At 45.8% G+C, this 862-nt stretch carries 1 pseudogene; it reads right to left on the bottom strand.

The features are described 5' to 3' along the window. Positions 1-862 (bottom strand): annotated as a pseudogene (locus BTHERMOSOX_RS11675) (peptidase C11 clostripain); the annotation flags it as partial.

The following is an 862-nucleotide window of genomic DNA, read 5'->3' as shown; positions in this document are numbered from 1 at the left end:
GCGTTGTAACCACCGCCAGATAATGCATGGCTAATGGTTACGGTTTCACTAACTGAATCTGCATCGTTCACACCTGTAATGGTAACGGTTTGTGGGGTAGACCAATTACCTGAAGTAAAGGTAAGTGGGTTGGTGACTGTGGCAGCTGTGGTGTCGTTACTGGTAAATGTAACCACTACATTAGCTGTTGGCTCGGTATTAAGCACAACGGTGTAAGTACCTGTGTCCGCTTCACCAATGGTGGCTGATGTTGCGGATTGAGTAATGCCTACAGTGTCATTATCAGTATTAGTCACACTCACATCAGCAGCATTAAGGCCTGAGTAATCAGAATCACTTGATGTGGCTGCAGCGGTTACGATTGTGTAAGCAATATCACCATCATCCACATAATCATCCACACCCGTGATAGTAATCGTTTGCGTGCTGTTCCAGTTAGCACTAGTAAAGGTCACACTACTAGGTGATACTGTACCTTCTGTGGTGTCACTACTGCTAAGCGCAACGGTGACAGTGGTGTCACTACCACCATCTGCAGTTGGCTGAGTGTTAAGTACTAGGGTGAAGGTTACTGTGGCTAAACCTTCTGTGGTGTTGCCACTAATAGCACTAGCAGTAATACCTGCAGCAGCATCATCATCTGCAGCAGCATCATCATCTGCTAGAGTAACAGCTACACTAGCAATACTAACAGCATTGTAGCCAGTATCAGAGCTGGTGGCACTGTGACTAATAGTAACTGATTCATTGATAGTGTTAGCGTCATTTACACCTGTAACTGTCACAGTCTGAGGCGTTGCCCAGTTAGCCATGGTAAAGGTGAGTGCTGAGCTAACCGTCGCAGCATTAGTATTATTACTCG

The organism is Bathymodiolus heckerae thiotrophic gill symbiont (assembly GCF_900128515.1).
GTDB lineage: Bacteria > Pseudomonadota > Gammaproteobacteria > PS1 > Pseudothioglobaceae > Thioglobus_A.
Note: the sequence above shows the minus strand (reverse complement) of the source record. Positions and strands in the feature narration are given on the sequence as shown.